Consider the following 24,374-nt stretch of genomic DNA (forward strand, 5'->3'; position numbering starts at 1 on the left):
TTCGATTCTCCTGTGCGCGGAGCCGTCGCGGCGACGTCCAGATCGAGGTACATGGTAGAGTGATCGGCAGATTTCAAACCACGAACCGTCTGGTTCCCCGAGTGATCTTCCGTCATTCGCCAGGACCGGACCAGAGCCGAACGAGGGGGTCACGCATGGGGCGCGGCCGTCAAAAGGCGAAGCACACCAAGGTTGCCCGCGAGCTGAAGTACTTCAGCCCGCAGACGAACTACGGTGCACTCGAGCAGGAGCTCTCCGCCGGACAACACTCCGATGACGATCTCGTCGACCGCTGGGCGGACCAGTACGGTCCCGAGGCGGCAGACGACGCGGACGAGTTCGAGACCGAAGCGGACCAGAACAAGTCCGCCTGACCTGCATCGCCGTCACGCCGCGCGCCCTCGGGCAGCGCGGCGTTTCTGCGTGCCCGGGCAACCGGGAGCCGAGGTCGCCAGACGGACGTCGCGGTCGCAGACACTGCTGCCCGGACCACGTCCGAGCGCGGTCCGTGCGACCGCGACCAGCCCGGGTCAGGCGGCGTAGCTCCCGACGAGCCGCACCGCGCCACCGTCGACACCCTTGGCACCCTGCTCGAAGCCGGACAGGTCGCGGGCCGACGTGGCGATCGTGCCGACGGGCCAGGCGGGCATCCCTGCCACGCCGAGCGACTCGATGACGTCCACCGCGGCGCTGGCGGACACCACGGCGAACATGCCGATGCCCAGGTTCCAGGTGCCCTCGGTGTCCTCGATCGGCGTCCCTGCCATGTCGGCGAGCACCCGGAAGACGGGGAGCGGTTGCCAGGTCGAGCGGTCGACCTCGATCCAGGAGCCGACGGGCAGGACGCGCGCCAGGTTCGCGGCGATGCCACCACCGGTCACGTGCGACAGGGAGTGCACGGCGCCCGGGTGCTGCTCGAGCAGCTCCAGCAGCGGCGTCGTGTACAGGCGGGTGGGCTCGAGCAGGGCTTCGCCGACGGACACGCCGCCGAACTCGGGCAGCTGGTCCGTGTACCCGACCCCGCGCGACGCGAGGATGTGCCGGACGAGCGAGTACCCGTTCGAGTGCAGCCCGGACGACTCGATCGCGAGCACGACGTCGCCGTCCTGCACCAGGTGGGCGCCGAGCTGCGAACCGGCCTCGACGACACCCGTCGCGGCGCCGGCCACGTCGTAGTCGTCCGGACCGAGCAGCCCCGGGTGCTCGGCGGTCTCGCCACCGACCAGTGCGGTGCCCGTCGCCGAGCAGCCGCGGGCGATGCCGGCGACGATGTCCGCGATGCGGTTCGGGACGACACGCCCGCAGGCGATGTAGTCGGTCATGAACAGCGGCTTCGCGCCGACCACGACGATGTCGTCGACGACCATGCCGACCAGGTCCTGCCCGATGGTGTCGTGCTTGTCGATCGCCTGCGCGATGGCGACCTTGGTGCCGACGCCGTCGGTCGAGGTCGCGAGCAACGGGTGTGCGAAGTCCTTCAGGAAGGACACGTCGTAGAGTCCGGCGAAGCCGCCGACGCCGCCCAGCACGTGACTGTTGTGGGTCGCCGCGACGGCGGACTTCATGAGTTCGACGGCGAGGTCACCGGCGGCGGTGTCCACTCCGGCTTCGGCGTACGGGTTGGGCATGCGGAGTCCTTCGCGGTGACATGGCAGACTTGTTCGGTACCCCCCGATTCTACGGTCTGGAGCACACCCGCGAATGTGCGGCATCGTCGGCCTCGTTGCACAGGGCCCCGCCAACCAATCCATCTACGACGCACTGCTCCTCCTGCAGCACCGCGGGCAGGACTCGACGGGCATCGCCACGGTCGAGGGTCACGTGCACCACATGCACAAGACCCGCGGCCACGTGCGGGAAGCGTTCCGCACCCGTGACATGCGCGCGCTCCTCGGCACCATGGGCCTTGGCCACGTGCGCTACGCCACCAAGGGCGCGGCGAGCAACGAGGAAGAAGCGCAGCCGTTCTACGTGAACGCGCCGTACGGCATCGTCCTCGTGCACAACGGCAACCTCACCAACACGCGAGAACTCACGCGCGAGCTGTTCGACATCGACCGTCGGCACCTGAACACGACGAGCGACACCGAGCTCCTGGTGAACGTGCTGGCGCACGAGCTGCAGGGGCAGGTCCGCGGCACGGACCTCGACGCCGGGCAGGTCTTCGACGCCGTCGAGCGCGTGCACGAGCGCGTCGAGGGCTCGTACGCCACGATCGCGACGATCGCCGGCCACGGGCTCCTGGCCTTCCGCGACCCGTTCGGCATCCGGCCGCTCATCCTCGGGCACAAGTTCGACGAGGCCGGCCAGCCCGAATGGGTCGTCGCGAGCGAGTCGCTGGTGCTCGAGTCCGGCGGCTACGAGATCGTCCGCGACGTCGCCCCGGGTGAGGCGATCTTCATCGAGATGAACGGGCAGATGCACGCCCGGCAGTGCGCGAAGAACCCGCGGCTCGTGCCGTGCTCGTTCGAGTACGTGTACCTGGCGCGTCCCGACTCCGTCATGAACGGCATCTCGGTGTACGACGCCCGCCTGCGCCTCGGCAACCGGCTGGCGGACACCATCGAGCAGTACGCACCGACCGGTGACATCGACGTCGTGATGCCGATCCCGGACTCGTCGCGCCCCGCGGCCATGCAGGTCGCGCGGAAGCTCGGCATCGAGTACCGCGAGGGGTTCTACAAGAACCGCTACGTCGGCCGGACGTTCATCATGCCGGGCCAGGCGGAGCGCAAGCGGTCCGTCCGGCAGAAGCTCAACGCGATGTCGTCGGAGTTCAAGGGCAAGAACATCCTGATCGTCGACGACTCGATCGTGCGCGGCACGACGAGCAAGGAGATCGTGGAGATGGCCCGCGCCGCCGGTGCGAACGAGGTCACCTTCACGAGCGCCGCTCCCCCGGTCCGGTTCCCGCACGTCTACGGCATCAACATGCCGACGCGCGACGAGCTCATCGCGCACGACCGGAAGATCCCGGAGATCAACAAGGTGCTCGGCAGCGACCACCTGATCTACCAGGAGATCGGCGACATGCGGGACGCCATCATCGAGGGCTCGGACGTGACCGACCTCGAGATGAGCTGCTTCACGGGCGAGTACGTCACGGGCACCGTGAGCCCGGAGTACCTGTCCTGGGTCGAGGCGAACCAGCTCAGCTGAGTGGGGGTCGCGATCGCGACCACCAGACGGACGGGAGGCCCGGTGCCAGCTGGCACCGGGCCTCCCGTCCGGAGACGGCGGCGGCTACGGCCGCTGGTCGCCGTGCTCGTCGATCTCGCCCTCGACCGTCTCGGGCGGCAGCTCGACCTCGACGCGCTCCGCCGTCAGGCGGGCCGCGCGCCGGGCGAAGACCCGGTCGAACACGACGGCGACGACCGCGCCGACGAAGGCGCCGATCGTGACGCCCCACAGGCTGAAGTAGCCCACCAGGCTGCCGAAGCTCGACTCTTCCTGCTGGCCACCGAGGTTCATGGTGAGCGAGACGACGATCAGGGTCGCGATGAACCCGAGCACCGCGCCGCCGACGATGAACACCCCGAACTTCGGCGCACGACGGATCGTGACCTCGTCGGAGGTGGAGACGGCGTTCGGCGCGGGGGCCGGGACCGGCTGGTCGTCGGGTCGATCGGTGTTGCTCACCCACCCATTGTCCCCCACTGTGGGACGTCCCCCGGCCTGTGCGCGCACTCCGATCCGGGAGAGGATGATCCGTACCGCTTGGTATCCCATGGGCAGGAGGTGACACGGATGCGAGAACGGACCGTACGGGGGCGAGGCCGCACCCCCGGCATCCCGGCGCGCGTGACCTGGCCCGTGATGCAGCGTCGCGAGGAGGACCGTGCCGTGTCCGTCGTCGCGGAGCACCGGTGGAGCGTCGCGCTCGTCGGCGCTCCCGGTCTCGGCAAGAGCACCGTCGCGGCCCGCGTCACCGACCGCGTCGCCGGACGGGACGGCTCCGGCCGCACGGTCGTGGTGCCCATCACCGCCGTCGCCACCGGGCGGTCGATGCCCTTCGGGGCGATCTCGGACCGCTTCGGCGAGCTGCCGGCGACCCTGTCCGAGCTGTCCGACGACTCCGGGGCCGAGCAGCGTCTCCGGGCGATCTCCGACCTCGCGGACCGTGACGTCCTGCTGCGCGTCGACGACGCCGACCACCTCGACGCGATCTCCGCCCGGTACGTGGCGTGGCTCGTCCGACACCAGGGCGTTCGGCTCGTCCTGACCTGCCGCGACTTCACCGCGCTGTCGGAACCGCTCCGCGCCCTGTGGCAGGACGACCTGCTCGAGCGCATCGACCTCGAACCGCTCAGCCTGCGCGAGACGTCGGCCCTGGTGGCCGAGGCGCTCGGCTCGCAGCTCGAGAACGCGTCGGCCGAGCGGGTGCACCGCGCAACCGCCGGCAACCCGCTCTACCTGCGCGAGGTGGTCCGGGCCGCCCGTACCTCCGGCGCCCTCGAGCACACGGCGTCCGGGTGGTACTGGCGGGGGCGGGTCACCGCGTCGAACAGCCTCGCCGACATGTACCGGACCGAGCTCGGCGCACTGCCGGAGGACCTGCGCGACGTCGTCGACATCGTGGCACTCGCCGACCCGATCCCGCTCGCGCGGCTGCTCGGTCTGGTCAGCGGCGGCGACGTCGACCGCGTGGTCGCACTCGGTCTGGTCCGGATCGACTCGCTCGACGACGGCGCCGCGGTGGCCCGTCCGCAGCACCCGCTCGTCGGCGAGGTCATCCGCGCCCTGGTCCCGGTGGCACGGCGCACGGCGCTGTTCGCCCGCGCGAACGCCTTCCGCGCCGACAGTCCCGAGGGCGCTCCGCCCGCCGCACGGTTGCGGTCGGCGCTCTGGGCCCTCGACTGCGGTGTCGTGCCCCCGGTCGAGCAGCTGCTCGACGCGGCGCAGGTCGCGGTGCGGCTGCAGGAGCACGAGAGCGCGATCGCCCTGACCTCCGCCGCACTCCGGCGGACCCTGCACCCGAACGAGCAGGTCGCCGCGCGCTGCCTGCGGTCCCTGGCGTACTCGTACAGCACCGGGCGCGAGGCCGGTCGTGCCGACGCCGAGGCGGCCTGGGCGGTCGTCCGTGCGGACCACGCCTCGGTGGACGACGCGTTCGTGGTCGAGGCCTGCGAGATCCTCGCCAACATCCGGCAGTTCCACGACGACGACGTACTGGCCGCGGTGGCGCTCACCGACGTCGCCAGCCGCCTGGTGTCCGGCGAAGCGGTCGAACGGCTCCGGCTGCTGCGGCTCGCGCACCTCGGCTGGGGCGGGCGCTTCGACGAGGTCCGGGTCGAGCTCGAGCGCAGCGGCATCGTGCACGCCCCGACCATCCCGTTCGCCTTCCTCAGCGTCGCCCCCTGCGCGATCATGGCCCTCGCCACGGCCGGCCGGCTCGACGACGCCTCGGCCCTCGGCCGCCGCGCCCTGGCCACCGCGGTCGAACACCTTGAAGACGCCCCCTGGAGCGTCGGCGAGATCGTGTCGGTGCTGCACCAGGTGCAGGTCTGGCGGGGCGACCTCGCCGACCTGCTCACCGAGGTGCCGGTCCGACGCTCCAACCCGTACCTGAAGTACGACTTCACCCTCGAGCTCATCGGCGACGGCAACCTCGCCATCGGGCAACGGCGCTGGGACGACGCGATCGCGGCGTTCTCGGCGGCCTGCGAGCGCTACGACGTCGCGGACCACGGCGGCTTCGCGGCCTACCCGTGGGCACGGCTCGCGATGGCGTACGCCTACGCCGGCCGCACCGAGGACGCGACGCGTGCCCTCGACCGTGCGCGGGCCACCCCGCAGCGGGCGATGCGGATCACCGGGGAGCAGGTCGCGGTGACGATCGCCTGGACCGAGGCGGTACTCGGCAACCCCGCGGGACTCCGCCATGCCGACGACATCATCGACCGCGCCACCGCGAGCGGCGCGTGGACGCACGTCATGTACGCGCAGACGCTGCACTACGCGATGGACATGCTGCACGGACGCGAGACCGGCGCCTCGCTCGGTCGGATGCGCGAGGCGGCAGCCCGGGTCGACGGGCCGCTCGCCGCGGCGATCGTCGAGTACGCCGACGCCCTGACCGCCCACGACCGCACGCGGGTGATCGCGGCGCAGGGGGTGCTCGCGTCGCACGGCATGGCGGTCACGGCCGGTCGGCCGAAGCCACCGCTCACGAACCGCGAGTACCAGGTCGCCGAGCTCGCGGCGCAGGGGATGAGCAACCGCCTCATCGGCGAGGCGCTCGGACTCTCCACCAGGACGATCGACGCACACCTGTCACGGGTGTTCGCCAAGTGGGACCTGCACGCGCGGTCGGAGCTCGCCGGCCTCTTCTGAGCCACCCTGTCACGCAAGAACGTTGCGCATTGCAGCACGACGCGCCGCTCCGGTTGACACGTTGTGTGGAACTTCGCGTACCTTGGTCCCTGTCGCCGGGTTCGGACCCGTTCGGGTCGGGTCCGAATCCCGGCGACTTCAAGCGTAGGTTCGCAGTGCATGCGCCCGCATCGGTAGGGACTACCTAATTCGGTTCGTCCGCCTAGGGAGTGCTCGACGCGACTAGAGCGCGACCCGCACCGGCAGGAACGCCGTCAGGTCCGCACGCGATCCGGACGCGCTGACGCGCGACTGCGCGACCGCCTCGTCCCAGGTCAGCTCCGCGGTGGCGAGCGCGAGCCACGTCGTGGCGTCCGTCTCCACCACGTTCGGCGGCGTGCCACGGGTGTGTCGGGGGCCGGGGACGGCCTGGACTGCGGCGAACGGCGGCACCCGGACCTCGACGCTGTTGCCGGGCACGTCGTCGGCGAGACGCTGCAGGGTCCACCGGACGGCCGTCGCGACGGTCGCCCTCGCCGTGTCGCCCTGCTGCACCGCGGTCAGTGCGGCGCGCCCGACGGCGTCCTCGATCCTCCTGGGTGGCATCTCCACAGGCTAGCCGTCGCCTCGCGGCGGGCGAGTCCTCATCGGTAGGGTGATCGGGTGCGAATCCTCGTCCTCGGTTCCGGTGCCCGCGAGCACGCGATCATCACGGCCCTCCTCGCTGAGCGGGCGGGCCACGTCATCACGGCCGCTCCCGGCAACGCCGGCATCGCCGCCGACGTCGAGACCGTCTCCCTCGACCCCACGAACGGTGCCCTCGTCGCCGAGTACGCGATCGAGAACGGCGTCGAACTGGTCGTCGTCGGGCCCGAGGCACCGCTCATCGCCGGCGTGGCCGACCCGGTCCGCACCCGGGGCATCCCGGTCTTCGGGCCCGGCAAGGCCGCCGCGCAGCTCGAGGGCTCGAAGGCCTTCGCCAAGCGGATCATGTCCGAGGCGAACGTGCCGACCGGTCGCCCGGTGTACGCCGGCACGGCAGCGGAGGCCGTCGCGGCGATCGACGAGCTCGGCGCACCGTACGTCGTGAAGGCCGACGGCCTCGCCGCCGGCAAGGGCGTCCTCGTGACCGAGGACCGTGAGGCCGCCATCGACCACGCCACCTACTGGCTGCAGCACGGGCACGTCGTGGTCGAGGAGTTCCTCGACGGCGAAGAGGTCTCGCTGTTCTTCCTGAGCGACGGGCACGACGTCCGGCCGCTCAGCCCCGCGCAGGACTACAAGCGCCTGGCCGACGGCGACCTCGGGCCGAACACCGGCGGCATGGGCGCGTACTCGCCGTTGCCGTGGCTGGCCGATCGTTGGGCGTCCGAACAGGCCTTCGTCGACGAGGTCACCGAGCTGGTCGCGCTGCCCACCGTCCGTCGCCTCGAGCACGAGGGCACGCCGTTCGTCGGCCTGCTCTACTGCGGCCTCATCGTCACGGAGCAGGGCGTCCGGGTCATCGAGTTCAACGCACGCTTCGGCGACCCGGAGACCCAGGTGGTCCTCCCCCGCCTGGCGACGCCGCTGAGCGGACTGCTGCTCGCCGCCGCGACCGGTCGACTCGGGAGCACCCCGGCGCCGGAGTTCCGCGACGAAGCCGCCGTGACCGTGGTGCTGGCGAGCGAGGGCTACCCGGAGAACCCGCAGACGGGCCGGCCCATCACCGGCATCGACGCCGCGAACGCCCGCGACGGCGTCTCCGTCGCCCACGCCGCCACCGGGGTGCTCGACGACACCCTCGTCGCCACCGGCGGCCGCGTGCTCAGCGTCGTCGCGGTCGGCTCCGACTTCGCGCAGGCGCGGGAGCGCGCCTACGCGGGACTCGGCGACATCACCCTGCAGGGCGCGCAGTACCGCACCGACATCGCCGCGAAGGTCACCCGATGAGCGGCGCGCCCGTGATCGCCGGCTGGGACCACGTCTCGTCGGGCAAGGTCCGCGAGCTGTACGTGCCGACCGGCACCCCCGACATCCGGAGCGCGTCCGAGCTGCTGCTCGTGGCGTCCGACCGGGTCAGCGCGTACGACTTCGCGCTCGAGCCGCCGATCCCGGGCAAGGGCGAGCTGCTCACCCGCCTGTCGCGGTTCTGGTTCACGCAGCTGAGCGACGTGCCGAACCACATCATCGGCCCGTCGTCCGGCGGCACCCCCGTGCCGGCCGAGGTCGAGTCGCGGTCGATGCACGTCATGCCGCTCGAGATGTTCCCCGTCGAGTGCGTTGTGCGCGGGTACCTGGTCGGCAGCGGCTGGGCCGAGTACCAGCAGACCGGCAGCGTCTGCGGCGTCGCCCTGCCCCAGGGGCTGTCGAACGGCGACCGGCTGCCCGAGCCGATCTACACGCCCGCCTACAAGGCAGCGCAGGGCGAGCACGACGAGAACATCTCGTACGAGCAGACCGTGGACCTGGTCGGTGCGGACGTCGCGGCGACGCTGCGTGACCTGTCGCTGCACGTGTACACCGAGGCGGCGGCGATCGCCCTCGAGCGCGACGTCGTGATCGCGGACACCAAGTTCGAGTTCGGACAGGACGCCGACGGCCGGATCCGGATCGCGGACGAGGTCCTGACGAGCGACTCGAGCCGGTACTGGGACGCCCGCGCCGACGGTCGCACGGACTCCTTCGACAAGCAGATCGTGCGCGACTGGCTCAGCGCCAACTGGGACCGCCAGGGCACGCCGCCGGTGCTGCCCGAGGCGATCGTGTCCCGCACCGCCGCGCGCTACGCCGAGCTCATCGAGCGCCTCGGCGCCTAGCGAGCCGGGCGACCGCCGGCGCCGAGCGAGCAAGACGACCGCCGGCGACCGCCGACGACCCGTCGTCAGAGGTCGCGCGCGACCACGACGACGGTCAGGTCGTCGCCCGGGTCGTGGTCGACCGCACGCGAACGCACCCGCTGCAGGAACGTCGCGACGTCCGGCGACTCGCGGTAGAGCGCCCCGAGCTGCGACAGCGACGCGAGCGTGGAGTCCCACAGCTCGAGCGCGCCGTCGCTGACCACGATGACCACGTCACCCGGCCGCATGACGAGTGATCCCGAGGCACGTTCGATGCCCGCCGGGTGCAGCCCGATCGGCAGGTCCGACGAGCGCAGGATCCGCTCGGCGCCGTCGTCGCGGAGCTGCAGGACGAGCCCGTGTCCGGCGTCGGTGAAGTCGATCCGACCGGTCGAGGGGGTGAGTCGGCCGTGGAACAGCGTCGCGAAGGACTCGGCGCGGCTGAGGTCGGGTGCGACCTGCGCCTCGAGCTCGGCGACGGCGACGTCGGGTGCCACGTCGCCGCGGGCGAGCAGGGCGCCGCGGATGTTCGCGGCGAGCAGCCCGGCCGACATGCCCTTGCCCATGACGTCGGCCACCGTCAGGTGCACCGCGTCGTCACCGGAACGGTGCCAGTCGTGGAAGTCGCCGGAGACGACGCCGTGCGGAACGGACAGGCCCGCGATCCGGTAGCCGGGCACGTCGACCGTGCCGGGTTCGAGCCCCGCGAGCACCGAGCGCAGGCGGTCCTCGTCGGCACCGGCGGCCAGTTCCCGCTCGGCCCAGACGCCGAGCTCCTGGAGCAGGGCGAGCTCGTCGGCGTCGAGGGTCCGCGGTTCGGGGTCGATGAGGCAGAGGGTGCCGACCTTGACGTCGTCGTCGCCGAGCCGCAGTGGCACGCCGGCGTAGAAGCGGACGTTCGGGTCGCCGACGACCATCGGCATGTCGGAGTAGCGGGCGTCGATGCGCGCGTCGGGCACCAGCACGGGGCCGCGTTCCCCCATCGTGCGCCCGCAGAAGGTGTCCTGCAGCGGGATGACCGGTCCGAAGTGGGCGTCGCTCTGCTGGGACTTGATCGTCAGCGAGGTGTCGCCCGCCAGGTTCAGGAACGAGCCGGACACGCCGAGGGCCTCACGCGCGATGCGGGTGATCCGGTCGAACCGTTCCTCGGCACCGCCCTCGACCACGTCGAGCGCGGCGAGCAGTGCTGCTCGGCGCACGGCGTCGGGCGCGCTGGTGACTGGGACGGTCGTCGCGGTCTCCGGGTGCATGCACCCACGCTAACGCGCCAACCGGACAGGGCCTGTCCCCACTACGGAGGACGCACCACCCCAGTCCACGGGGCAGGCACGCCGAGCGGACGCGACGGTCGTCCCCGGTCCGGACCGATCCGGCGCCGGACTACCCTGGACGCGTGTCCCGCCGCGTCCTGCCCACCGTCGCCCTCGCCGCGGCGGCCCTGCTGACGCTCGCGGGGTGCGGCGCCCACGACTCCACCGGCCAGGTCTCGGTCACGGTGTCGGACAACGCCGCCGACCACCCGTACGAGGTGAAGGTCTTCGCGTCGACGGGCAAGCTGTCGGAGCACCAGCGGGTGTTCCCCGGCGGCACCGCGGACTTCGCGGGCGTCCCGCTCGGCACGGTCACGGTGCGTGCTGGCGAGCTCTGCCCCCAGACGACGACGGTGACGAACGACGCCGTCGCGACGGTCACGCTGACGACGACGGGCTGCTGACCCCCGGCGCCACCAGGTGCTCGACGCGGGGCTCCCCCGCGACCTGGCGGACGGCCTCGAGGGTCCGTGCGTCGTCGCCGGTCTGCCGGACCTCGTGCTGGTCGACGTGCTCCTGCCAGGACCCGACCCGGAACGCCTCGACCCACGCGTCGGGCCCGGCCGCGGTGTCCCGGTACAGGTTCCAGTCGCGGGCGCCCGTCCGCCGCCGACTGTGCCCGAGGAGCGCGGCGGCGGCGCGGAAGGTGTCGACGGCGCCGTCCGGCACGGTCCAGTGCACGAGCACCAGGGTCTCGCCCGTGGCGTCGGCGTGGTCGTCCGGCACGATCGTGACGTCGCCGAACGGCATCGGTGCGACGGCGCGCTGCCGGTCGGTGAGCGCCGGGAACCCCGACACGACGATCAGCACGGCGCTCAGGGCGGTGACCACCCCGGCCCCGGCGAGCACCCCGACGACGCCGAACGGCGTGGCCACGACCCCGGCGAGCGCCGCACCGACCGCGGTGCTGCCGAACAGGACGAGCTGGTAGGCGGCCAGTCCCCGCGCTCGGACCCAGGCGGGCAGGAACGCCTGCACCGTGCCGTTCAGGGTGGTGACGACCCCGATCCACGCGACGCCGCCGACGACCAGCGCGACGAGGACCACGGACAGCACCGGGACGAGCGCGACGACGACCATCGTCGCGCCGAACACCACCGAGGCGACCCCGACCGTGCCGCCGGTGCCGATCCGCGCGCGGATCGCCGGCATCGCGAACGCGCCACCGACCGAGCCGATGCCGACCGCGGCCAGCAGCAGCCCGTAGCCGCCGGAGGTGAGTCCGAGCGGCCCGTCCGCGACCAGCGGCAGGAGCGCCCACAGGGCGTTCGCCGGCACCATGAACGCCGCCAGCTGCAGGAGGAGCCGGCGGACGACCCCGGCGTGCAGGACGTACCGGAGTCCGGCCCGGGTGGCGTCGATGAACGGTTCCGCCCGGGTCTCCGGCCGTCGGTACCCGCGCCACGTGACGAGGACCACGAGGAACAGTGCGAACGACAGCGCGTTCGCCGCGAACACGAACGGCACCCCGAGCTGCGCGATCACCACCCCGGCGAGCGCCGGACCGATCGACCGGGCCACGTTGACGCCGACCGAGCTGAGCGCCGCCGCGTCGGTGATCATCGCCCGCGGCACGATCTCGGGCACGAGGGCCTGGTACGCGGGCAGCTGCAGGGCCGACGCGGTGCCGAGCAGGAACGTGACGGTGAGCAGGAGCGCCGGCGTCATCTGTCCCGTCGCGGTGAGCACGGTCATCGCGACCCCGACGACCACCTGGAACGCCTGCACCCCGATGAGGAGCTTTCGACGGTCGACGAACTCGCCGATCACGCCCGCCGGGATCCCGATGAGCAGGACCGGCAAGCTCGACGCGGTCTGCACGAGGGCGACGACGACGGGCGCCGCGTGCTCGTCGACGAGCAGCCACTGCGCGCCGACCGTCTGCATCCAGCTGCCGACGTTGCTGACGAGCACCGCGATCCACAGGGCGCGGAAGACCGGGATCGCGAGCGGCGCGAGCGCACCGCCACGGTTCGTCGTGGTGGGTTCGGCGGTCACGTCGCCTCCTCGGGGTGGGGCCGGGGACCGTCCGGGAGGCACGGTGCGCGTCCGACGCGCGCCGTGCCTCCCGGCCTGGTCGCCTGCAGATCGCTGGTCGCGTCGTCGGCGGTGGGCCGCGTCAGGACGTGGCGGTGGCCGTGGCCGCGCGCTCGATGACGTCGGCGACGTCCCGCGGGTGGGTCTGCATGACGAGGTGCGGTGCGGGGAGCTCCGTCACGTCGGTGATGCCGGCGCGGGTGTACCCGAAACGCTCGACGTCGGGGTTGATGGTGTGGTCCTCGGACGACACGATGGCCCACGCCGGGGTCGTCTTCCAGGCGGCGGCCGAGGCGGGCTCGCCGAACGCGGCGCCGGACAACGGGCGCTGCGACACGGCGAGGACCTCGGCGATCCGCGGGTCGAGACCACCGGCGAAGACGGCCGGGAACGCGTCGATCGCGACCGAGACGTCGGTGCCGTCCTCGGCTCCGGCGACCGGGTACGGGGTGTACACGAGGTTGGCGGCGAGGTCGGAGTCCGGGAACCCGCCCTGCAGCTGGCCGAGGCTCTCGCCGACGTCCAGGACGTACCCGGCGACGTAGACGAGCCCGACGACGTTCGCGGCCTCGCCCGCGACGGTGATCACGGCGCCGCCGTAGGAGTGCCCGGCGAGGACGACGGGGCCGTCGACGTGCTCGGCCACGGCCCGGATCGAGGCGGCGTCCTCGGCGAGGCTGCGGTTGTACACGGGCGGCACGAGCACGGTGTGGCCGCGGTCGAGGAGCTCCCGGGTGACGGGGGCCCAGCTGGCGGCGTCCGCGAAGGCGCCGTGGACGAGGACGATGGTCGGTGCGGTCATGGGCGGCCTCCTGCGGGCTGGCGCGGTGCCGGGCGGGGGTGCCGGCGTCGTCACGCTAGGGCCGTCCGGACCAGGCCGTCCTGTCCCTGCCGTGCCCAGGCAGCGCAGCGACCGGCCCCGCCGCACCCTGGTGGCGGCCCCGGCACCGTCGGAAACGCCGCGTGGTGCGTGCGGGCGGGCACGCCGTCGGCCGAGCCGGGTCCTCGCGGGACCCCTTTCGCCCCGAGGGGAACGTCTAGCGTGAGCAAGATGGACAACGGGGACGGCACGACGACGACGTCGGCCCAGGACTTCGTGGACGCACTCGCCGAGCCGGCCGTCGTCTTCGACCGCTACCTCGACGTCGTGGCGGCGAACCGGCTCGCCGGAGCGGTCTCGGCGTCGTTGACGGTCGGCACGAACCTGGCGCGGTTCACGTTCCTGAACCCGCACGTCGAGGACTCGGTCGCCGGGTGGGAGGCCGAGGCCCACCGCACCGCGGCGACCTTCCGGGACTCGCTCGAGCAGCACGAGGCGGACACGCGGTTCCGCCAGCTCCTCGGTGAGTTGATGGCCAGGAGCCCGGCCTTCGCGAGCGAGTGGGCGGCCGGCGCCGACCGACCTGCGCACCGTGGCGTGACGACGTTCGACAACCCGCTCGTCGGACGGGTCCTGCTGCGGTGGGAGCAGTTCCGGCGGCAGGAGGACTCCGAGCACGTGCTGGTGGTCTGGACCGCTGCGGACGACGACGCTGCCGCGCACCTCGACGCCCTGCGCGCGGTGCTCAGCCGCTGATCGGTTCGCCGTCGACCGGTGCCGTGCGCAGTGCGTCGGCACTCGTCCGCCGCGCGTCGGGTCGGAGTTGCGCCGCGAGGTAGGCGACGGCCGCCGCTGCCGGGGTGCCCGGGTCGGCCCAGAAGGTGACGAGCACGTGCGAGCTGCCGGGGATCGCGAAGTTCTGCCAGCGGAACTCGATCCACCCGATCGGGTCGATCCAGTGCCGTGAGGTCCCCGTGCGCTGGACGGCGACGTCGTGCCGTGCCCAGATGCGGGCGAAGTCCGGGTCCTGCAGGGTGAGCGTCCCGACGATCTCCTGCAGACGGGGGTCCTCGGGTTCGGCGTGCAGGCGCAGGGCGGCGACGACGCGGTGCGCGGTCGGCTCCCAGTCCACGGCGTGCTGCCGCGAGGCTTCGGTGAAGATCTGCAGGACGAGGTTGGCGCCCGGCTCCATGTACCCGGGTCCGAGTGCGCTCGCCAGCGCGTTGGACAGGATGATGTCCTGGTTCCGGTCCATCACGAACGCCGGGGTGTGCGCCCACTGCGCCAGCAGCGCACGGACCGAGTCGTCGATGCCCGGCGGGTCGATGCCGAGGGGCCGTCGGCGCTCGGCGTGGGCGATCCGTCGCACGTAGTCGAGCGCTTCACCGTCGAGCCGCAGTGCCCGGGCCAGGGCCACCAGGACCTGATCGGACGGCTGGTGGTCACGGCCGCGCTCGAGCCGGAGGTAGTACTCGGCGCTGATGCCGGCGAGCCGGGCGACCTCTTCGCGCCGCAGCCCCTCGACGCGGCGTCCGGGCTCGCGGGCGAGTCCGACGTCCTCGGGCTGGACGAGTGCCCGACGGGCGCGGAGGTACTGACCCAGACCGGACCGTCGCGCATCCACGGATGCAGGATAGCCGGAACCCGCAATGAACGCGAGAACCGCCGTTCTCAGACGGCGCCGGGTCCTCGTGCGATGGTCTCGTGCGGCTGCTCGCCGAAGCGTGCGCGGTAGTGCGCGGCGAAGCGTCCGAGGTGCGTGAACTGCCACCGTCGGGCGACGTCGCTCACCAGCAGCGCTCCGGAGCGCGAACGTCCGAGCTCGAGGTGGACCCGGTCGAGTCGGACCTCGCGCAGGTACTGCATCGGCGTCACCGCGAGACGCCGGCGGAAGAGGGCCTGCACGCCGCGCTCGGTCAGGCCGCACGAGGCCGCGATGTCGGCCACCGAGAGCGGCCGGCCGGCCTCGTCGTGCACGAAGCGGATCGCGCGGCGCATCCGGTGCTCGACGTCCGACCGCGACGGCGCGAACGTGGACAGCACGACGGTGGCGATGCGCCGGTTCACCGCGGCCCGCTCGTCGCCCGGCAGCGCCGGGTCGAGCACCCGATCGGTGACGTCGCGGAGCAGTGCCCGGAGCGGCTCGATCCGGGGGTCGGCGGCGTCCGGCTGGCGGAACTCGGCCACGCCGTCGCGGTCGCCGAGCAGGGCCGGCGCCAGGTGCAGCAGGGTCATGGCTGTGGCGTCGGTGTCGAAGCCGTACGCCAGCGACGCTGAGAGCATCATCGGGCGTTCGGCGCCGACGTCCCAGCTCGAGCCGTCGTCCGCGGTCAGGTGGGCACGGCCGTCGGCGAGCCAGAAGACCACGTGGTCCGGACGGGGCCCGATCGTGCCGGACCGGTGTCCGTGCGTCCCGATGCGCCGGATCGACAGGTCCGCGTCACCCCCGGTCACGTAGTCCATGGGCACAGCGTCCATGGGCACAGCGTCGGGAGTCGTCATGGGTCCGGCACCTGGTCCCACTCGTCGGCGTACCGCGAGAGCACCGTCCACCGTGACACCGGCCACGTGGTGATGAACGCACGACCGACCACGTCGTCGACCGGCACCGTGCCGTGCACACGGGAGTCCGCCGAGTTGTACCGGTTGTCGCCCATCACCCAGATGCGCCCCTCCGGCACGGTGATGTCGAAGTCGGTGCCGGAGACCCGGTCCGACCCGATCTCGGGCACCACGTACGGCTCGTCGACCGGGTGTCCGTTCACCGACAGGTGACCGCCGGTGCCGCAGCACGACACCGTGTCGCCCGGCAGGCCGATGACGCGCTTGATCAGGTCGTCGCCCTGCCCGGTACCGAGCCAGCCGCCCGGGTCCTGGAACACGACGACGTCACCGCGCTGCAGCGGGACGGCGCCGGGGACGAGTTCGTTGACGAGCACGCGGTCGCCGATGAGCAGCGTGTTCTCCATCGACCCGGACGGGATGGAGAAGGCCCGGACCAGGTAGGTCTTCACCAGGAACGACGCCAGCAGCGCCACGACGACGATGACCACCAGGTCGCGGAGGAACTTCCAGCCGGCCCGCTTCGGCTTCGGTTCGGACTCGGCGGCACTCAATGCGTCAACACCACCTTCACGAGACCGATCACGAACGCCACGGCGGCCAGCACGATGCCGCCCCAGAGCCCGAGGAACGTGGGGCGCCTGCCGCTGAACCGCTGCACGAAGACGCCGACCATCCCGATGCGCACCACCAGGATGACGAGGGCCGCCGTCTGCGCCCACCCCGCCGGGATCCACCCGGCCCACGCCACCGCGTACAGCACCGCGGGGATGAGCCCGGACGTCGCGATGGGGTTGGCGTTCCGCATGATGGTCGCGACCGATTCGCGCCGGGCGTCGTCGGTCTCGGACTCGTCGCCGCCGAGCCCGTGCGCCACCAGGTGCGCGAGGACGTGCGCCAGGTAGGTCAGCACCGCGGTCGCCAGGACGGCCCAGATCGCCGAGCCGTGGTGGATCGCGGCGGGGTCGACGGCGATCGCGGCGGCGAGCACCGTGATGTTGCCGTAGATGTAGGACGACATCCGGTCGCGCACGTGCTCGATCGGCAGGTCGCGCGGGTCCGGACGACCGCCGCGGGGTCCGCGTCCGAGCGGTGGTCGTGTGCGTGGCATCCGTCCATCTTGGCCCTCGCGCGCCGGTCCTCGCCGACAGGACGCCGAGTGCGATGGCCACGAGCGTGCCCGGTTCCGGCAGACTGGGTGGCGATCGGTGCGACGGAGCACCGAAGAGGAGGCCCGTATGACGTCCGCACGACCACTCGCCCTGGTGACCGGCGTGGGCCGCAGAGCCGGTATCGGCGCGGCGCTCGCCACCCGGCTGGCGACCGACGGCTGGGACCTGGCCATCTCGTGGTGGGGCCCGTACGACGACCGCGTGAGCGGTGGGGCAGATCCCGACGGGGTCGAGTCCGTCGTGCAGGAGTGCGAGTCGGCGGGTGCACGCGTGACGCGCCTCCCGGTCGACCTGGAGGACCCGGAACAGGCTGCCGCGCTGGTCGGCCGTGCCGAGACGGAGGCGGGCGCGCCCGTCACCGCGCTGGTGATGTCGCACTGCGAATCGGTGGACTCGGACTTCCGGACCACGACGGTCGAGTCGTGGGACCGGCACTTCGCCGTCAACGCCCGCGCGCCGTTCCTGCTCGTGCAGGCGTACGCGGCCGCACTCGAGCGCGCCGGCGACGCCGCACCACGCGACCGTCGGCGGATCGTCGCACTGACGAGCGACCACATCGCGTACAACCTGCCGTACGGGGCTTCGAAGGGTGCGCTCGACCGCATCGTGTTCGGCGCCGCGAAGGAGCTCGGCAGCCTGGGCGTCAGCGCGAACGTCGTGAACCCCGGCCCGAACGACACCGGGTGGATGTCCGACGACGTCAAGCGCTGGGCGGTCGAGGGAACGCCGCTCGGCCGGCTCGGTCGACCGTCGGACACCGCGGCGCTCGTCGGGTTCCTCTGCTCGGAGCAGGGCGCCTGGGTGAACGGGCAGCTGCTGACGTCGGACGGCGGGATCTCGAACCGCGCGTGACCGGTCAGCCGGCGCCGAGATTCGGGGTCAGCGACACTTCTCGGGGCTTCGGGCGCGAGGAGTGTCGCGCAGCCCGAGACTCGGCCCCTCGCGACCCGCTCGTCAGCCGCGACCGGGCGCGGTCACCTCGATGCGGTTCGCCCACGGGTCCTCGAACGCGACCGTCCGGCCGTCGTCCGCGGTCTGCACCCCGGTGTCGTGCATGCGCGACACGAGGGCGCCGAGGTCGTCGGCTCCCGGCACCTCGATCCGCACGAGTCCGAGCCCGAGGGCGAGCTGGCGGCGCCCGGCCCCGCGGGAGTTCCAGGTGTTCATCGCCATGTGGTGGTGGTACCCGCCGGCGCTGACGAACAGGGCCTCACCCCACCCGGCCGTCGTCGCGAAGCCGAGCTTGTCGACGTAGAACGCCTTCGCGCTGGCGACGTCGCCGACCGACAGGTGCACGTGGCCGACCTTGCCCGGGCGTGCCGCGGCGGTGTCCAGGGCGTCCTGCGTCAGGTGCTCCTGCAGGAACGCGTTCGGGTCGACGTACTTCGTGTCCATGTCGACCATGCCGTGCGTCCACGACCACTCGGTGCGGTCGCGGTCCCAGTACAGCTCGACGCCGTTGCCCTCGGGATCGGTGAAGTAGAACGCGTTGCTCACCAGGTGGTCGGCGCTGCCGGTGAAGCTCTGCGGGAACTTCGTCGCGACCGAGTACAGCGCCGCGGCCAGGTCTGCCCGGGTGTCGAACAGGATCGCAGTGTGGAACAGGCCGGCGTCGTGGGGGGACGCGTGCTGCATCGACGGCGCGTGCTCGAGGATCACGATCGGGATCGCCAGACCACCGGCGCCCGGTCGCCCCAGCACGGCGACGCCGCCCTCGTTCGAGAGCAGCGCGAGCTGGACGCCGTCGCGGTAGTAGCCGATCATCCGGTCGAGGTTCGCGACGCGGAGGGTGACGGCACCCATCCCGGTGTCGGCGGCGAGGAGGTCCTGCGTGTGCATGGCACCAGTGTGCGCCCATTTGGTTGACGCGTCAACCAAATGGGGTCATCGGCTGCACCAGAGCGACAGATCCACGCGACCCCGGCGCGAGGCACCCGCCAAAGCGACAGATCGCTGCGAACGGTTCGCGGCGATCTGTCGCTTTGCCGGACCAAGCGGACGCAACGACCTCCCCCACATCCGTGCAGGATGGACGCGTGACTGATGACATCCGGTGGGAGGTGGTCGAGGAGAGCTCCCTCTCGCTCCCCGACCACGAAGCGATCGCAGCACTGCTGGCGCAGGCGTTCCCGGACTGGTCCCACTGGTACGTGGGCGGCCGCAGCTGGTCCGGCATGCAGCCCGAGCGCCGGGTCCTCGCCCGCGACCAGGACGGCGTCGTCCTGGCGCACGTCGGGATCCGCCGCATGTTCATCACGGTCGGCGGGCGCGACGTGCTCGTCGGGGACACCGGTCTCGTCGCCGTGTCGCCCCGGCTGCAGGGATCGGGCAAGGGCCGGGAGCTCATGGAGCGCACCCACGCCGTGCTCGACGGACTCGCGGTACCGTACGGCTTCCTCGGCGCAGGCGAGAACCGCATCCCCTTCTACGCGAAGCTCGGCTGGCACGAGTTCCCCGAGGTCGTCGGCACCTTCTCGGCGTTCACCGCCGAGGGCGCCGGCATCACGAACACGGAACAGGGCGGCTGGATGGTGCGGCCGGTGGCCGCAGCGCTCGAGGACTGGCCGGCCGGCCCGATCTGGCTGAACGGCCAAGAGGTCTAGAACGCAACCACGAACGGACGGGAGGCACGGTGCCAGCTGGCACCGTGCCTCCCGTCCGTCAGATGGTGGAGCGGGGCTTACGCCTCGACCGCAACCGTCTCCGGGTCCTCGTTCGAACCCGGCGCGCTCGGCACGACCGCGGCGCGCACGCGCGCACCGAGGTCGGCGTCGACGTTCGTCCAGTACGCGAAGACACGCTCGCGCAGGTCGTCACGCGTCACCTTCGAGACGTGACCGGCGATGTTGCCGACCAGGCGCTCACGGGCGGCGTCGTCGAGGACCTCGCGGACCATCGTGCCGGCCTGGCCGAAGTCGTCGTCCTCCGGGTGCAGGGTCGCCGCGGAGCGCTGCAGCGCGCCGTCCGACTCCCAACCGGGCACGTCGTCGGTCGCGGTCGGGTCGGCGTGCGCGCCACCGAGCGAGTTCGGGGCGTACACCGGCACCTCGGACTTCTGGAAGTCGAAGCGCATGGCGCCGTCCTTCGAGTACGAGTGCACCTCGTTCTTCGGGGCGTTCACCGGCAGCTGCGCGTGGTTCGTGCCGACGCGGTAGCGGTGGGCGTCCGCGTAGCTGAAGATGCGCGCCAGGAGCATCTTGTCGGGGCTCGCCGCGATGCCGGGCACGAAGTTCGACGGTGCGAACGTCGCCTGCTCGATCTGCGCGAAGTAGTTCTCCGGGTTGCGGTTGAGCTCCATCGTGCCGACCTCGATGAGCGGGTAGTCGGCGTGCGGCCACACCTTCGTCAGGTCGAACGGGTTGAACCGGTACGACTCGGCGTCCGCGTAGGGCATGATCTGCACCTTGAGCGTCCAGCGCGGGAAGTCGCCACGCTCGATCGCGGCGTGCAGGTCACGGATGTGGAAGTCCGCGTCCTCACCGGCGATGCGGTCGGCGTCCTCCTGCGTCAGGGTCTTGTGGCCCTGCTCGGTCAGGAAGTGGTACTTCACCCAGAAGCGCTCACCCTCAGCGTTGATCCACTGGTACGTGTGCGACCCGAAGCCGTCCATCTCGCGCCAGCTCGCCGGCAGGCCACGGTCACCCATGAGCCAAGTGACCTGGTGCGCCGACTCGGGCGACAGGGTCCAGAAGTCCCACTGCATGTCGTGGTCGCGCAGGTGCGATCCGGGCAGACGCTTCTGCGAGCGGATGAAGTCGGGGAACTTGATGCCGTCGCGGATGAAGAAGACCGGGGTGTTGTTGCCGACGAGGTCGTAGTTGCCCTCGGACGTGTAGAACTTCAGCGCGAAGCCGCGGGGGTCGCGCCACGTGTCGGGCGAACCCTGCTCGCCAGCGACGGACGAGAAGCGCGTGAGCATCTCGGTCTGCTGGCCCGGCTGCAGGAACGCGGCGCGGGTGTACTTGCTGATGTCCTGCGTGACGGTGAAGGTACCGAACGCTCCGCCGCCCTTCGCGTGGACGACGCGCTCCGGCACGCGCTCGCGGTTGAACTGGGCGAGCTTCTCGACCAGGTAGTGGTCGTGCAGCGCGAGGGGGCCGTCGGCCCCGACGCCCATCGAGTGCTCGTCGCTCGAGACGGGAGCGCCGGAGTTGGTCGTGGTGGTGGGGGTGCCGGACGGGGTGCCGGTCGTGTTCTGGTCGGACACGGTTCCTCCTTGGGTGGAACGGTTGGTTCGGTCAGGGGTGCTCGGGTGGTTCAGGGGACGCGCGGGGCGTCGGGGGCGACTGCGCTTGCGCCTGCGTCGGGGGCGCCTGCGCCTGCGCCTGTGCCGGGCGCGTCTGCGCCTGGGCTGGGCGCCTCTGCGCCTGCGTCGTCGCGCTCGGCCGCGGCGCAGCGCTCGCAGATGCCCCAGTAGGTGACCTCGGCGGTGGTGACGGCGAAGCCGTGCGCGTCCGACGGGGTCAGACAGGGCGAGTGTCCGACGGCGCAGTCGACGTCCTCGATCGCGCCGCACAGCGTGCAGACGATGTGGTGGTGGTTGTCCCCGGTCCGTCGCTCGTAGCGCGCGGGGCTGCCTGCCGGCTCGATGCGTCGGACGAGCCCGACGCCGGTGAGTGCGGCGAGGACCCCGTAGACGGCCTGGTGGCTGGTCGTCGGGAGTTCGGCGGTGAGTGCCGTGACGATGTCGTCGGCGGTGGCGTGCGGCATCGACTCGGTCGCGCGCAGTACCGCGAGTCGCGGTGTCGTCACCCGGAGGCCCGAGGTGCGGAGCAGATCGGCGTCGGCGTCCATGCTGAGCCTTTCTTTTGCAGGAATCAAGACAACGTGGCCACTGTACACGAGCTTCTGCCGGCGGTCAGCGCGAGGACGCATGCCGCTACCGGAATACGAAGTGTCACGATCCGGTCGCGATCAGCTGGGGCGACCCTGGACCGACCGTTCCGCACGCTAGCGTCCGGACATGTCCACGAGCCAAGGTCTGCCTGAACAGGCGAACAGTGCACCGGACGTCCGGGGGATCATCGCGAAGCGGGACCTGGTCGTCGACCTCATCCGGACGGCCTGCGTCGTCCTCGTCGTCATCGTGCACGTCACGATGGTCGGCGTCGCCGCCGACGACCAGGGGGTGCGGGTGACGAGCCCCCTGCAGGAGCTCCCGTGGTACGTCGCCGCCACCTGGGTCGGGCAGGTGATGCCCCTCTTCTTCGTGGTCGGCGGCTTCGCGAGCGCGACCGGCTGGCGCAGCACCGTCGCCCGCGGTGCACCGAGCCCCGCGCGCGACTACCTGGCCACCCGGCTGGTGCGCCTGTTCCGGCCGGCGGTCCCGCTGTTCGTGTTCCTCGCACTCGGGCTCGGGGTGGCGACGGCCGCCGGCACCCCGCCGGACCTCCTCGCCGAGGTCGCGTTCGGCATCGGTTCGCCGCTCTGGTTCCTCGCCGCGTACGGCATCACGCAGTGCTGCGTGCCACTGATGATGCGCCTGCACGAGCGGGCACCGTGGGCCACCCTCGGCGTCCTGCTGCTGCTCGCCGGAGCGGTCGACGCGGTCCGCCTGGCCACCGGGGTCGCCGAGGTCGGACTGCTCAACCTCGGACCGGTGTGGCTCTTCGCCCAGCAGCTCGGGTTCCTCTGGGCCGGCGGCTGGTTCGCGCGGCGGTCGAAGGCGCTCCTGCTCGCGGTGGCGGTCGCCGCCTACGCCCTGCTCGTCCCGATGACCTCGATCGGGCTGTGGGCACCGGACATGCTGCAGGACCTCAACCCGCCGATGCTCCCGCTGGCGTTCCTCGCGATCGCACAGGCCTGCCTGGTCCAGCTCGTGCACGCCCCGCTCACCCGCCTGATGCGCACCCGGGCCGCGCTCGGCGCCGTGTTCGTGCTCGGTCGGGACGGCATGACCATCTACCTCTGGCACCTGCCGCTCTTCATCGCGCTGAACGGGGTCGCCCTGCTGGTCGGGTTGCCGTTCCCGACGCCGGGCTCCGGTCCGTGGTGGGCGTCCCGCGTCGTCGCAGTGGTCGTGGTGCTCGCCGTCGCGCTCGGGGTCGCTCGGGCGCTGCGCTGGTTCGACCGCCCGCTCCCCCGCCTGCTGCCCTCGGCCGACCGTCCGTCGTGGCCCGTCGTCGCCGTCGCGGCGGTCTGCACGATCGGTCCGGCGTTCCTCGTGATGCAGCTGCACCTGTCGTTCGGGGTCGCGGTCATCGGCGCCGTCGCGGTGCCGATCGGGGTGTGGTTGCTCTCGCGGACCACGCCGGCCAGGGGCGTCACCCGGATCTGAACCGGTTCTCACCGATCGGAGCCGCTCGGGTCTGCCCCGGCACACACGCCGGGCAGAGGATGGCACGAGGCCGATCCGCAGGAGGCACCCGACGCCGTCGACACCCGAGTTCTGGAGCACCTGGCGGTTCGACCCCCTGTCAGCGGTGATGATCGTCGTCGCCACGGTCGCCTACGGCTGGTGGGTGGTCGGCGCCGCACGTCGCGGCGCACACTGGCCCTGGTGGCGCACCCTCGCCTTCGTCGCGGCGCTGGCGTTGTTCGGCATCCTGCAGTTCGGCATCGTCGGCGTGTACGACCAGCAGCTGCGGTGGGCGTTCGTCCTGCGGTCCGCCCTGCTCTTCTTCGCGGTCCCCACCTTCGCCGCGCTCGGTGCGCCCGTGTCGTTGCTCCGGACAGGAGGCCCGGATCACCTCGCGCACGCCGCCGACGCCGCCATGCGGTCGCGTCCAGTGCGCCTGCTCGGCAACGCGATCGTCGCGCCGCTGGTCGCCCTCGTCCTGTTCGGCCTGTTGCTGACACCGTTCGCGGCGACGCTGCGGGAATCGTCCGTCTGGGCCGTCGTCATCACGGTGACGGTGCCGGCGCTCGGCTTCGGACTGCTCGCCCCGCTGTCCGAGCCCGGGGTGCTGCGGTCGTCGACGTTCGTCACCGCGGAGTTCCTGCTCGCGTTCGTCGAGCTGATGATCGACGCGGTGCCGGGCATCGTGCTGCGGATCACGAACCACGTGCTCGACGGCTCGGTGGTGCAGGCGGTCGGGCAGCCGTGGTTCCCGTCCCCGCTGCGCGATCAGCACCTGGCGGGCGACCTGCTGTGGTTCATCGCCGAGGTGGCGGACATCCCCGTGCTCATCTCGCTGTTCATCCGGTGGCAGCGGACCGACCGCCGCGAGGCCCACGCCGTCGACGCCCTGACCGACGAGCAGATCGACGAGCTGACGCGGGCGCACCTGCGGCGCCGCGGGTGAGCGCGGGGCGGGCGGCGGCGGCGCTGACCCGGAACGACATCGTCGACGTCGTACGACATCGACGGTGTCGCACCCCCGCGGCCGCAACCGCTGCCGAC

At 72.0% G+C, this 24,374-nt stretch carries 23 protein-coding genes and 1 pseudogene; 11 read left to right on the forward strand and 13 right to left on the reverse strand.

Translation table 11 applies throughout. The features are described from left to right. Positions 1-155 precede the first annotated feature (155 nt). Positions 156-374 carry a DUF3073 domain-containing protein gene (locus ACVKXF_RS00625; protein ID WP_123310266.1) on the forward strand — a complete coding sequence of 73 codons (219 nt, stop codon included), beginning with the start codon at positions 156-158 and terminating at the stop codon, positions 372-374. A 156-nt stretch (positions 375-530) separates the two neighbouring features. Here ACVKXF_RS00625 and purM read toward each other — a convergent pair whose 3' ends face one another. Beyond that, the gene (gene purM, locus ACVKXF_RS00630; protein WP_340197913.1) at positions 531-1,628 is read right to left on the reverse strand and encodes a phosphoribosylformylglycinamidine cyclo-ligase; all 1,098 of its coding nucleotides are present in this window, start codon (positions 1,626-1,628) and stop codon (positions 531-533) included. A gap of 73 nt (positions 1,629-1,701) precedes the next feature. Between purM and purF the strand changes: the two genes are divergently transcribed. Next, on the forward strand, positions 1,702-3,159 hold the full coding sequence (purF, locus tag ACVKXF_RS00635) for an amidophosphoribosyltransferase (protein ID WP_123310271.1): 1,458 nt from the start codon (positions 1,702-1,704) through the stop codon (positions 3,157-3,159). A gap of 84 nt (positions 3,160-3,243) precedes the next feature. Here the strand turns inward: purF and ACVKXF_RS00640 are convergent, their stop codons facing one another. After that, positions 3,244-3,639, reverse strand: a complete 396-nt coding sequence (locus tag ACVKXF_RS00640) for a hypothetical protein (RefSeq protein WP_131846932.1) — start codon at positions 3,637-3,639, stop codon at positions 3,244-3,246. Positions 3,640-3,801: 162 nt separating this feature from the next. Here ACVKXF_RS00640 and ACVKXF_RS00645 point away from each other — a divergent pair, with 162 nt between their 5' ends. Further along, a complete protein-coding gene (locus ACVKXF_RS00645; protein ID WP_456794529.1) occupies positions 3,802-6,333 on the forward strand; it encodes a LuxR C-terminal-related transcriptional regulator in 2,532 nt (843 codons plus the stop codon). A gap of 222 nt (positions 6,334-6,555) precedes the next feature. On the opposite strand, the gene ACVKXF_RS00650 is transcribed toward ACVKXF_RS00645, so the two are convergent. Further along, the gene (locus ACVKXF_RS00650; RefSeq protein ID WP_123312142.1) at positions 6,556-6,918 is read right to left on the reverse strand and encodes a sterol carrier family protein; all 363 of its coding nucleotides are present in this window, start codon (positions 6,916-6,918) and stop codon (positions 6,556-6,558) included. 57 nt (positions 6,919-6,975) lie between these two features. On the opposite strand from ACVKXF_RS00650, the gene purD reads away from it, so the two are divergent. Beyond that, positions 6,976-8,244: a phosphoribosylamine--glycine ligase gene (gene purD / locus ACVKXF_RS00655; RefSeq protein ID WP_456794530.1), complete on the forward strand. Its 1,269-nt coding sequence runs from the start codon at positions 6,976-6,978 to the stop codon at positions 8,242-8,244. Continuing rightward, entirely contained in the window at positions 8,241-9,110 is an 870-nt protein-coding gene (locus ACVKXF_RS00660) for a phosphoribosylaminoimidazolesuccinocarboxamide synthase (protein WP_456794531.1), read from the forward strand. Before purD ends, ACVKXF_RS00660 begins: the two co-directional genes overlap by 4 nt. Positions 9,111-9,175: 65 nt before the next feature. Here ACVKXF_RS00660 and ACVKXF_RS00665 read toward each other — a convergent pair whose 3' ends face one another. Further along, positions 9,176-10,381 carry a PP2C family protein-serine/threonine phosphatase gene (locus ACVKXF_RS00665; protein WP_123310281.1) on the reverse strand — a complete coding sequence of 402 codons (1,206 nt, stop codon included), beginning with the start codon at positions 10,379-10,381 and terminating at the stop codon, positions 9,176-9,178. Positions 10,382-10,524: 143 nt separating this feature from the next. On the opposite strand from ACVKXF_RS00665, the gene ACVKXF_RS00670 reads away from it, so the two are divergent. Next, positions 10,525-10,845, forward strand: coding sequence for a hypothetical protein (locus ACVKXF_RS00670; RefSeq protein WP_123310283.1), 321 nt, complete (start codon positions 10,525-10,527; stop codon positions 10,843-10,845). Here ACVKXF_RS00670 and ACVKXF_RS00675 read toward each other — a convergent pair. Both ACVKXF_RS00675 and ACVKXF_RS00680 read right to left on the reverse strand, forming a co-directional pair. Then, positions 10,820-12,439 carry an MFS transporter gene (locus ACVKXF_RS00675; RefSeq protein ID WP_456794532.1) on the reverse strand — a complete coding sequence of 540 codons (1,620 nt, stop codon included), beginning with the start codon at positions 12,437-12,439 and terminating at the stop codon, positions 10,820-10,822. The two genes, ACVKXF_RS00670 and ACVKXF_RS00675, sit on opposite strands and share 26 nt — an antisense overlap. 121 nt (positions 12,440-12,560) lie before the next feature. Beyond that, positions 12,561-13,280 carry an alpha/beta fold hydrolase gene (locus tag ACVKXF_RS00680; RefSeq protein ID WP_340197917.1) on the reverse strand — a complete coding sequence of 240 codons (720 nt, stop codon included), beginning with the start codon at positions 13,278-13,280 and terminating at the stop codon, positions 12,561-12,563. A gap of 249 nt (positions 13,281-13,529) precedes the next feature. Here ACVKXF_RS00680 and ACVKXF_RS00685 point away from each other — a divergent pair, with 249 nt between their 5' ends. Next, positions 13,530-14,054, forward strand: a complete 525-nt coding sequence (locus tag ACVKXF_RS00685) for an MmyB family transcriptional regulator (RefSeq protein WP_456794533.1) — start codon at positions 13,530-13,532, stop codon at positions 14,052-14,054. On the opposite strand, the gene ACVKXF_RS00690 is transcribed toward ACVKXF_RS00685, so the two are convergent. From ACVKXF_RS00690 to ACVKXF_RS00705, 4 genes are read right to left on the reverse strand one after another with little or no spacing between them, the layout of a single operon-like run. Beyond that, complete coding sequence (locus ACVKXF_RS00690; RefSeq protein WP_456794534.1) at positions 14,044-14,922, reverse strand: helix-turn-helix domain-containing protein; 879 nt, start codon at positions 14,920-14,922, stop codon at positions 14,044-14,046. The two genes, ACVKXF_RS00685 and ACVKXF_RS00690, sit on opposite strands and share 11 nt — an antisense overlap. Positions 14,923-14,969: 47 nt before the next feature. Next, complete coding sequence (locus ACVKXF_RS00695; protein ID WP_456794535.1) at positions 14,970-15,776, reverse strand: helix-turn-helix transcriptional regulator; 807 nt, start codon at positions 15,774-15,776, stop codon at positions 14,970-14,972. A 20-nt stretch (positions 15,777-15,796) separates the two neighbouring features. Continuing rightward, a complete protein-coding gene (lepB, locus tag ACVKXF_RS00700) occupies positions 15,797-16,414 on the reverse strand; it encodes a signal peptidase I (RefSeq protein WP_456794536.1) in 618 nt (205 codons plus the stop codon). Further along, positions 16,411-16,971, reverse strand: coding sequence for a hypothetical protein (locus ACVKXF_RS00705; RefSeq protein WP_340197921.1), 561 nt, complete (start codon positions 16,969-16,971; stop codon positions 16,411-16,413). Before ACVKXF_RS00705 ends, lepB begins: the two co-directional genes overlap by 4 nt. A 127-nt stretch (positions 16,972-17,098) precedes the next feature. On the opposite strand from ACVKXF_RS00705, the gene ACVKXF_RS00710 reads away from it, so the two are divergent. Next, a complete protein-coding gene (locus tag ACVKXF_RS00710; RefSeq protein ID WP_456794537.1) occupies positions 17,099-17,884 on the forward strand; it encodes an SDR family oxidoreductase in 786 nt (261 codons plus the stop codon). A 102-nt stretch (positions 17,885-17,986) separates the two neighbouring features. Here ACVKXF_RS00710 and ACVKXF_RS00715 read toward each other — a convergent pair whose 3' ends face one another. Further along, positions 17,987-18,871, reverse strand: coding sequence for a VOC family protein (locus tag ACVKXF_RS00715; protein WP_456794538.1), 885 nt, complete (start codon positions 18,869-18,871; stop codon positions 17,987-17,989). Between the two features lie 197 nt (positions 18,872-19,068). On the opposite strand from ACVKXF_RS00715, the gene ACVKXF_RS00720 reads away from it, so the two are divergent. Continuing rightward, positions 19,069-19,635 carry a GNAT family N-acetyltransferase gene (locus ACVKXF_RS00720; protein ID WP_159573594.1) on the forward strand — a complete coding sequence of 189 codons (567 nt, stop codon included), beginning with the start codon at positions 19,069-19,071 and terminating at the stop codon, positions 19,633-19,635. A gap of 77 nt (positions 19,636-19,712) precedes the next feature. On the opposite strand, the gene ACVKXF_RS00725 is transcribed toward ACVKXF_RS00720, so the two are convergent. Continuing rightward, the gene (locus ACVKXF_RS00725; protein ID WP_123310303.1) at positions 19,713-21,239 is read right to left on the reverse strand and encodes a catalase; all 1,527 of its coding nucleotides are present in this window, start codon (positions 21,237-21,239) and stop codon (positions 19,713-19,715) included. 164 nt (positions 21,240-21,403) lie between these two features. Continuing rightward, a pseudogene (locus tag ACVKXF_RS00730) lies at positions 21,404-21,826 on the reverse strand (Fur family transcriptional regulator); the annotation flags it as partial. 169 nt (positions 21,827-21,995) lie between these two features. Here ACVKXF_RS00730 and ACVKXF_RS00735 point away from each other — a divergent pair. Both ACVKXF_RS00735 and ACVKXF_RS00740 read left to right on the forward strand, forming a co-directional pair. Then, positions 21,996-23,309: an acyltransferase family protein gene (locus tag ACVKXF_RS00735; protein WP_456794539.1), complete on the forward strand. Its 1,314-nt coding sequence runs from the start codon at positions 21,996-21,998 to the stop codon at positions 23,307-23,309. Positions 23,310-23,457: 148 nt separating this feature from the next. Continuing rightward, complete coding sequence (locus ACVKXF_RS00740) at positions 23,458-24,276, forward strand: cytochrome c oxidase assembly protein (protein WP_456794892.1); 819 nt, start codon at positions 23,458-23,460, stop codon at positions 24,274-24,276. The last annotated feature ends 98 nt before the right edge of the window (positions 24,277-24,374 follow it).

Source organism: Curtobacterium sp. PvP017, assembly GCF_054060195.1.

Excerpts from the sequence above, each read along its gene's own strand:
- ACVKXF_RS00625 (WP_123310266.1), top strand. The coding sequence starts at position 156 with ATGGGGCGCGGCCGTCAAAAGGCGAAGCACACCAAGGTTGCCCGCGAG.
- purM (WP_340197913.1), bottom strand. The coding sequence starts at position 1,628 with ATGCCCAACCCGTACGCCGAAGCCGGAGTGGACACCGCCGCCGGTGAC.
- ACVKXF_RS00715 (WP_456794538.1), bottom strand. The coding sequence starts at position 18,871 with ATGCACACGCAGGACCTCCTCGCCGCCGACACCGGGATGGGTGCCGTC.
- ACVKXF_RS00695 (WP_456794535.1), bottom strand. The coding sequence starts at position 15,776 with ATGGACGCTGTGCCCATGGACTACGTGACCGGGGGTGACGCGGACCTG.
- ACVKXF_RS00710 (WP_456794537.1), top strand. The coding sequence starts at position 17,099 with ATGACGTCCGCACGACCACTCGCCCTGGTGACCGGCGTGGGCCGCAGA.
- ACVKXF_RS00665 (WP_123310281.1), bottom strand. The coding sequence starts at position 10,381 with ATGCACCCGGAGACCGCGACGACCGTCCCAGTCACCAGCGCGCCCGAC.
- ACVKXF_RS00650 (WP_123312142.1), bottom strand. The coding sequence starts at position 6,918 with ATGCCACCCAGGAGGATCGAGGACGCCGTCGGGCGCGCCGCACTGACC.
- ACVKXF_RS00735 (WP_456794539.1), top strand. The coding sequence starts at position 21,996 with ATGTCCACGAGCCAAGGTCTGCCTGAACAGGCGAACAGTGCACCGGAC.
- ACVKXF_RS00740 (WP_456794892.1), top strand. The coding sequence starts at position 23,458 with ATGATCGTCGTCGCCACGGTCGCCTACGGCTGGTGGGTGGTCGGCGCC.
- ACVKXF_RS00660 (WP_456794531.1), top strand. The coding sequence starts at position 8,241 with ATGAGCGGCGCGCCCGTGATCGCCGGCTGGGACCACGTCTCGTCGGGC.
- ACVKXF_RS00680 (WP_340197917.1), bottom strand. The coding sequence starts at position 13,280 with ATGACCGCACCGACCATCGTCCTCGTCCACGGCGCCTTCGCGGACGCC.
- purF (WP_123310271.1), top strand. The coding sequence starts at position 1,702 with ATGTGCGGCATCGTCGGCCTCGTTGCACAGGGCCCCGCCAACCAATCC.
- ACVKXF_RS00685 (WP_456794533.1), top strand. The coding sequence starts at position 13,530 with ATGGACAACGGGGACGGCACGACGACGACGTCGGCCCAGGACTTCGTG.
- ACVKXF_RS00705 (WP_340197921.1), bottom strand. The coding sequence starts at position 16,971 with ATGCCACGCACACGACCACCGCTCGGACGCGGACCCCGCGGCGGTCGT.